Origin of the sequence: uncultured Cetobacterium sp., from assembly GCF_947039425.1 — a bacterium.
Classification (GTDB): Bacteria; Fusobacteriota; Fusobacteriia; order Fusobacteriales; family Fusobacteriaceae; genus Cetobacterium_A.
In genome coordinates this window covers 1-6,554 of sequence record NZ_CAMQYW010000092.1, presented here as the reverse complement: position 1 = coordinate 6,554, position 6,554 = coordinate 1, and the positions used below count along the sequence as shown (strand labels likewise).

The following is a 6,554-nucleotide window of genomic DNA, read 5'->3' as shown; positions in this document are numbered from 1 at the left end:
ATTCCAACATCAAGAGTAATATTTTTTTTAATATGTTTTTCTAAACTTAGAGATAAACCAATTCCTGATTTATTTTGATTAATAGGTTGTAAATAATATATAACTTTATTATTAAATTTAAAGTAAGCATCTCTATGTTTTCTATTATTACAAGCATAATTATAATAGAAATTTTCAACTAAATTATATCCGATATATGAATGACTTAATTTAAAACCTGTTTTCAAAACAGGATAGGAATAATTTTGATTATTTAAATGTAAAGCATATGAATCACCTTGTTCAGAGTAATTTTCATTATCTATAAAATAGTTATTAAAAGCAATATATGGATAAAAATTATTATTGTTATTAATTTTAAACTTATAACCAGTTTCTCCACCTAAAGTTAAAATAAATTGATTAAAATTACTAGATAATAGCTCTTTGCTATTATTTTTATCTCTATCTATAATATATCTATTAAGATTGTGATGACTATAAGTTAAACTTTCTTGTAATGTAGCAAAATATTTATTTGAATATGTTTGTGAAGTTGAAATAAAAACATTATCAATATTTTCATTGCTACTATTACTATTTTTATAGTTAATTTTATTATTTAGATAACCATATCCTAAAGAGTAATGAATATATTTATTGTAAGAGTTAATAATATTTCCTAAGAAGCCATAAGAGTAAGAATCATATTTAGGATTGGTATTATTGTTATTACCATACCCTCCTAAAAGTTGAAAATAGTTTGAATCTTTATTGACATTATTTTTATTCCAAGAGTAAATTTTATTTCTAAAGTTTAAAGTATCTAAATATGGCAGGTTATTAAGTGGATATTTTTCTATCGTAGTTTTATAACCTCCAAGAAGACTATTTGGATTAGAAGTAAATTTATCTAGTTTAAAATAAAGGTTATTGTTTTTATAAATATAACTTCCATTCCATCCAATAGGAAGATTTTCTATTTTAACCTGTCCTATTTTATTGTTTTTTCCTCTTGTGAAAATAGCAGGAATTAAGATCTCTTTTTTATTAGTAATATAAGTAGAATCATTGGGATGACCGATTATAGTTCCATTATTAATAATAGAACCTGTTGATATAAATGCATTGGAATTCTTAGAAAGACTTGAAGAAATAATAATATTAATATTGGGATTAATAATTAAATTTCCATTGGAATTATTAAGTATTTTAGAAATGAATTTATTATTAATTGTATTTGGAGAGATTAATTTTATATTTTTAGAGATATTCCAATTTCCACTTTTAACATTAATAGTAGAAAAATTATTTAATTGAAAATTAAGGTTTCCATTAGAATTAATTATATGGGTATCTTTTTTAATAAAGTGATCACTATTTTGTAATGTAATTAAAGCATTATTTATATGATTGGCTTGAACAATTCCAAAAATTTTACTTTTTGGTTCTAAATATAATTTAGAATAATTACCATTCATTAAGATAGAAATATCACCTTGATTATTAATAATTCCATTATTAATAAAATATCCATTATTAATAATAACACCAAAATCACCTTGATTATTAATAGTTCCATTGTTTTTAGCAGAAGAGATTTCATTGTTTTGAATTGTATTAATATATAGACCTATATTTTTTTTATTAGAAATAAAACCATTAGTTTTATTTAAAAATAAACCACCATCTTTACAAAATACACCAATATTTCCATTATTTTTAACAACTCCAGAATTTATAAATCTTCCTTTATTAGTAATAATAACTCCATTATTTTTTGAATTGGCAATAATACCACTATTAATAAAAGTTGAACCATCAATATATGATCCAATGTTACCTTGATTTTTAATAATACCATTATTTATAGCTTTTGAATTCAAATTGCAATAAAGACCATAATCAGATGAATTATTGATTATACCACTTTTTTCATTGGTAAAGGTAGAAGTATTATCATTAACAACTCCATATTGAGAATTATTTTTAATTAATCCAAAATTTTTTCCCATACTATGATTAATTAAAACTATTCCTCCAGATTTAGAATTTTTAATTACCCCATTTAATTCATTAATAAAATAACTTTTAAAAGCATATGCACCATTGAGTCCATTATTTTCAATAGTACCAAAATTTTTCCCTTTACTTTTAGAATCTAAATAAAATCCTCCTATTCCAGAATTTTTAATAATACCATAATTAGTCATATTAGAGCATGATTTTCCAAAGAAACCTGTATTACCGTTATTTTCAATAATTCCAGTTTTATTATTAGAAATTAAACCTGATGAAAAATATGCAACAAATCCATTGTCACCATTATTTTCAATAATAGAATTATTTTCTATTTTAGTAGCAGACACACCATATAGGCCAAACTCATTATTATTACTGATAATATTATTATTTATATAACTTGTTCCATTTTCAACTAAATGTCCACAGATTTTTGAAATAGGAATAACGTTTGCGCACCAAATAAATGGGCAAATAATGAAATTAATAACAACCACATATTTAGTATAGTATAAATTTTTCATAAATCATCATCTCCTTTTTATTTATTCAAATATAACTCTTTATTAAAAAGGATACAAGAAATATGAAAAATAGCATTAATCTTTATTTATTTATGATAATTTTTAGTTCTAAAAGAATTAATACAGCGACAAAAACATTGTATAATAAATTATTACATAGTATGAAATGATTAAAATGAGTATTAACAGCTTACAAATTCCTATTGTAAAACACTTTTGTATAAATAAAATAAAAAATAAAACAATAATCTATTAGTATTATAGATACTACGTGCCAAATTGGAAAAATATAATATAAAATTTGGATTATTTTTTTTTTATTTAATTATTGGTATAATAATGATAGAGAAATAAAAAATGCTTACGGGGAGGCATATTTATGATTCAAAAAGAAGATATTATATTAGCTCAACAAGGCTCAGAGGATTCTATAGAGAAAATAATTAGAATGTATCAGAAAGTTATCTATAGGAACAATCAAAAGTTTTTTTTAAAAGGTGGAGACAGGGATGATCTAATGCAGGAAGGAATAATAGGTCTTATGAAAGCAATAAAATCATATGACGAAAATAGAAATGCATGTTTTAGTACATTTGCAAATTTATGTATTAGAAGACAAATTATTACTGCTGTGAAGAACTATAATTCTGATAAATATAAATTTTTGAATCAAGCAACACAAGGTGATAGTAGTACAATATTAGAGGAAACTTCAGTTTATTCAAAACCATCGTTAACATTTAATTCACCAGAGGATATATTTTTAGGGAAAGAATTAATAAAATATTTAGGTGCTTTTTTAAAAGGAAATTTAAGTGATTTAGAAAAAATTGTATTTTCATATTTATGTAAACAATACACATACATTGAAATTGCACACATTTTAAACGAATCACCAAAGAAGATAGATAATACAATTCAAAGAGTTAAGAAAAAAATAGTGATGTATTTAGAAACATATAGAATGACTCAATAAGAAGTGTTTTATCTTAGTTGAAAGATTATTCTAAAAGAGATGGATTATTCCTTTTTCAAATAAATAATTTTTTTTAAGCTTATTTTCATTGACTTAAAATAAATTTAAGTATATACTAGAATAAATAAAATATATAGCAATAGAGAAACCAGAGAGCTAAAAAAATATGGCAAAATTTATGTCATATTTTTAAGCTCTCTTTTTTTCTATACTTTTATAGGAGGGATATAATTATGTACGATATTATAGTTATAGGTGCTGGTATTATAGGAACTAGTATAGCAAGAGAATTATCTAAATACAAATTAAGAGTTTGTGTTTTAGATAAAGATACAGATGTATCTAATGGAACTACAAAAGCAAATAGTGCAATTGTTCACGGAGGATATGATGCAGAAGAGGGAACTCTTATGGCTAAATATAATGTAATTGGAAATAAAATGTATGAATCTCTTTGTAAAGAGTTATTTGTGCCATTTAAGAAGAATGGATCTTTAGTTTTAGCTTTTAATAATGATGATTTAAAACATTTAGAAACTCTTTTAGAAAGAGGTAAAAAAAATGGAGTTAATGATTTAGAGATAATAGATCAAAAAAAATTAAGAGAACTTGAAAAAAATGTAGATGAAAATGCTATTGGAGCACTATATTGTAAATGTGCTGGAATAGTTTCTCCTTGGGAACTTGCTGAAAATTTAATGGATAATGCTGTTGAAAATGGAGTAGAACTATATTTAGGAACTGAAGTAATTGGAATAAAAAAAGAAGATGATTATTTTAAAATTGAAACAACAAAAGGAGAGTTTATTGGTAAAAAAATATTAAATTGTGCTGGTGTAAATACAGATATTATTCATAATTTAATAGCACCAGAATCATATAAGATTAATCCTAGAAAAGGAGAATACTTTGTTTTAGATAAATCACAAGGAAAAAGAGTAGAGCATACTATATTTCAATGTCCATCAGAATTAGGAAAAGGGATTTTAGTAACACCAACAGTTCATGGAAATCTTTTAGTGGGACCAGATGCTCAAGATATTGATGATAGAGATGATCTATCAACAAGTACAGAAAAATTAGAATATATAAAATATAAGGGAAGTCATTCAATACACGGAATAAATTTTAGAGAGAATATAAGAACTTTTGCAGGTGTAAGATCAGAATCAGATAGAGGAGATTTTATAGTTGAAGAGTCAGATGTAAAAGGGTTCTATGATATTGCAGGAATAAAATCACCAGGATTAACAGCAGCTCCAGGAATAGCATTAGGAGTTATAGAATTACTAAAAAATAGTGATTGTTCATTTGAAGAAAAAACAGATTTTATTTTACCAACAGAACATAAAATATTTATGGACTTAACAGCTGAAGAAAAATCTAAAAAAATAAAAGAAGATAATAGATTTGGAAGAGTTATTTGTAGATGTGAAATGATAACAGAGGGTGAGATTATAGAAGCTATAAATAGACCAGTAAAAGCTACAACTGTAGATGCTATAAAAAGAAGATGCAGACCAGGATCTGGAAGATGTCAAGGTGGATTCTGTGGTCCAAGAGTTCAAGAGATATTGGCAAAAGAACTTAATATAAATATGACAGATGTTATTTTAGATAAAGGAAATTCATATATTTTAGTAGAGGAGTTGAAAAAATAATGAAATACGATATAGTTGTAATTGGAGGTGGACCAGCAGGACTTGCAGCAGCAAAATCTGCCTATGATAATGGAGCAAAAAAAATAGTTATATTGGAAAGAGATAAAGAGTTAGGTGGAATACTTCAACAATGTATTCATAATGGATTTGGTCTTCATAAATTTAAAGAGGAATTAACAGGTCCAGAATATGCTCAAAAATATATAGATATGATAAAAAATACAGATATAGAAGTTAAATTGGAAACAATGGTATTAAATATATCAGAGGATAAGATAGTTTCTATGATAAATCCAGTTGATGGATATATGGAAATTCAAGCTAAGGCAGTAATTTTAGCTATGGGATGCAGAGAGAGAACAAGGGGGGCTATAGCTATACCAGGAGAAAGACCTTCAGGAATTTTTACAGCAGGAACAGCTCAAAGATTTTTAAATATGGAAGGATATATGATAGGTAAAAAAGTTCTAATATTGGGAAGTGGAGATATTGGTCTTATAATGGCAAGAAGAATGACACTAGAGGGAGCAAAAGTTTTAGGAGTTATTGAGCTTATGCCTTTCTCAGGAGGTCTTAATAGAAATATAGTTCAATGTTTAAATGATTTTGATATTCCATTACTATTATCTCATACAGTTATAGATGTTCAAGGTAGAGATAGACTTAAAAAGGTTATAGTTGCAAAAGTTGATGAAAATAGAAAACCTATAAAAGGAACTGAAGTTGAGTATGACTGTGATACGCTTCTTTTATCAGTAGGTCTTTTACCAGAAAATGAATTGTCAAAGGATGCAGGAATAAATTTAGATACAAGAACTAGTGGTCCAATTGTAAAGCAATCAATGGAAACATCTATTCCAGGAGTTTTTGCTTGTGGAAATGTAGTACATGTACATGATTTAGTTGACTTTGTAAGTGAAGAAGGTGAAAGAGCAGGTAAGTTTGCAGCTTGTTATATAGATGAAGAAAATTGTAAATTAGAGAGAGTTTCTCATATATCAAATGGAAACGGAATAACTTATACTGTTCCTCAAATAATAAATTTAGAAGATATTAAAGGAAAATTAGAGATATTTATGAGAGTTAACAATGTATATAAAAATAAAAAAATAGTAGTAACTGATGATAATGGAGTTGTTGCTAGTTTTAAAAGAACTCACTTAGCTCCAGGAGAGATGGAAAAGATAAGTTTACCAGAAGTTCTTTTAAAAAAAATATGTGGAAATATAAGTATTGAGTTACAGGAGGGATTATAATGAAAGAGATGATTTGTATTTTGTGTCCTGTTGGTTGTCACCTTTCAATAGATGTTGAAAATGATTATAAGGTTACTGGAAATTCATGTCCTAGAGGTGGAGTTTATGGAAGAGAGGAGTTAATAGCTCCTAAAAG

At 25.6% G+C, this 6,554-nt stretch carries 4 protein-coding genes and 1 pseudogene; 4 read left to right on the top strand and 1 reads right to left on the bottom strand.

Annotated elements, in window-relative coordinates:
* Positions 1-2,525 (bottom strand): autotransporter outer membrane beta-barrel domain-containing protein (locus Q0V09_RS06200; RefSeq protein ID WP_297487712.1); only part of this gene is annotated, 2,525 nt, incomplete at its 3' end.
* A gap of 379 nt (positions 2,526-2,904) precedes the next feature.
* On the opposite strand from Q0V09_RS06200, the gene Q0V09_RS06195 reads away from it, so the two are divergent.
* The 4 genes and pseudogenes from Q0V09_RS06195 to Q0V09_RS06180 all read left to right on the top strand — a co-directional run.
* Positions 2,905-3,501 (top strand): sigma-70 family RNA polymerase sigma factor, encoded by a 597-nt coding sequence (locus Q0V09_RS06195; protein WP_297487710.1) that lies wholly within the window; start codon positions 2,905-2,907, stop codon positions 3,499-3,501.
* A 233-nt stretch (positions 3,502-3,734) separates the two neighbouring features.
* On the top strand, positions 3,735-5,162 hold the full coding sequence (locus Q0V09_RS06190; RefSeq protein WP_297487708.1) for an NAD(P)/FAD-dependent oxidoreductase: 1,428 nt from the start codon (positions 3,735-3,737) through the stop codon (positions 5,160-5,162).
* Positions 5,162-6,418, top strand: a complete 1,257-nt coding sequence (locus Q0V09_RS06185; RefSeq protein ID WP_297487706.1) for an FAD-dependent oxidoreductase — start codon at positions 5,162-5,164, stop codon at positions 6,416-6,418. Before Q0V09_RS06190 ends, Q0V09_RS06185 begins: the two co-directional genes overlap by 1 nt.
* Positions 6,415-6,554, top strand: a pseudogene (locus tag Q0V09_RS06180) (molybdopterin oxidoreductase); the annotation flags it as partial. The gene Q0V09_RS06185 and the pseudogene Q0V09_RS06180, both read left to right, overlap by 4 nt.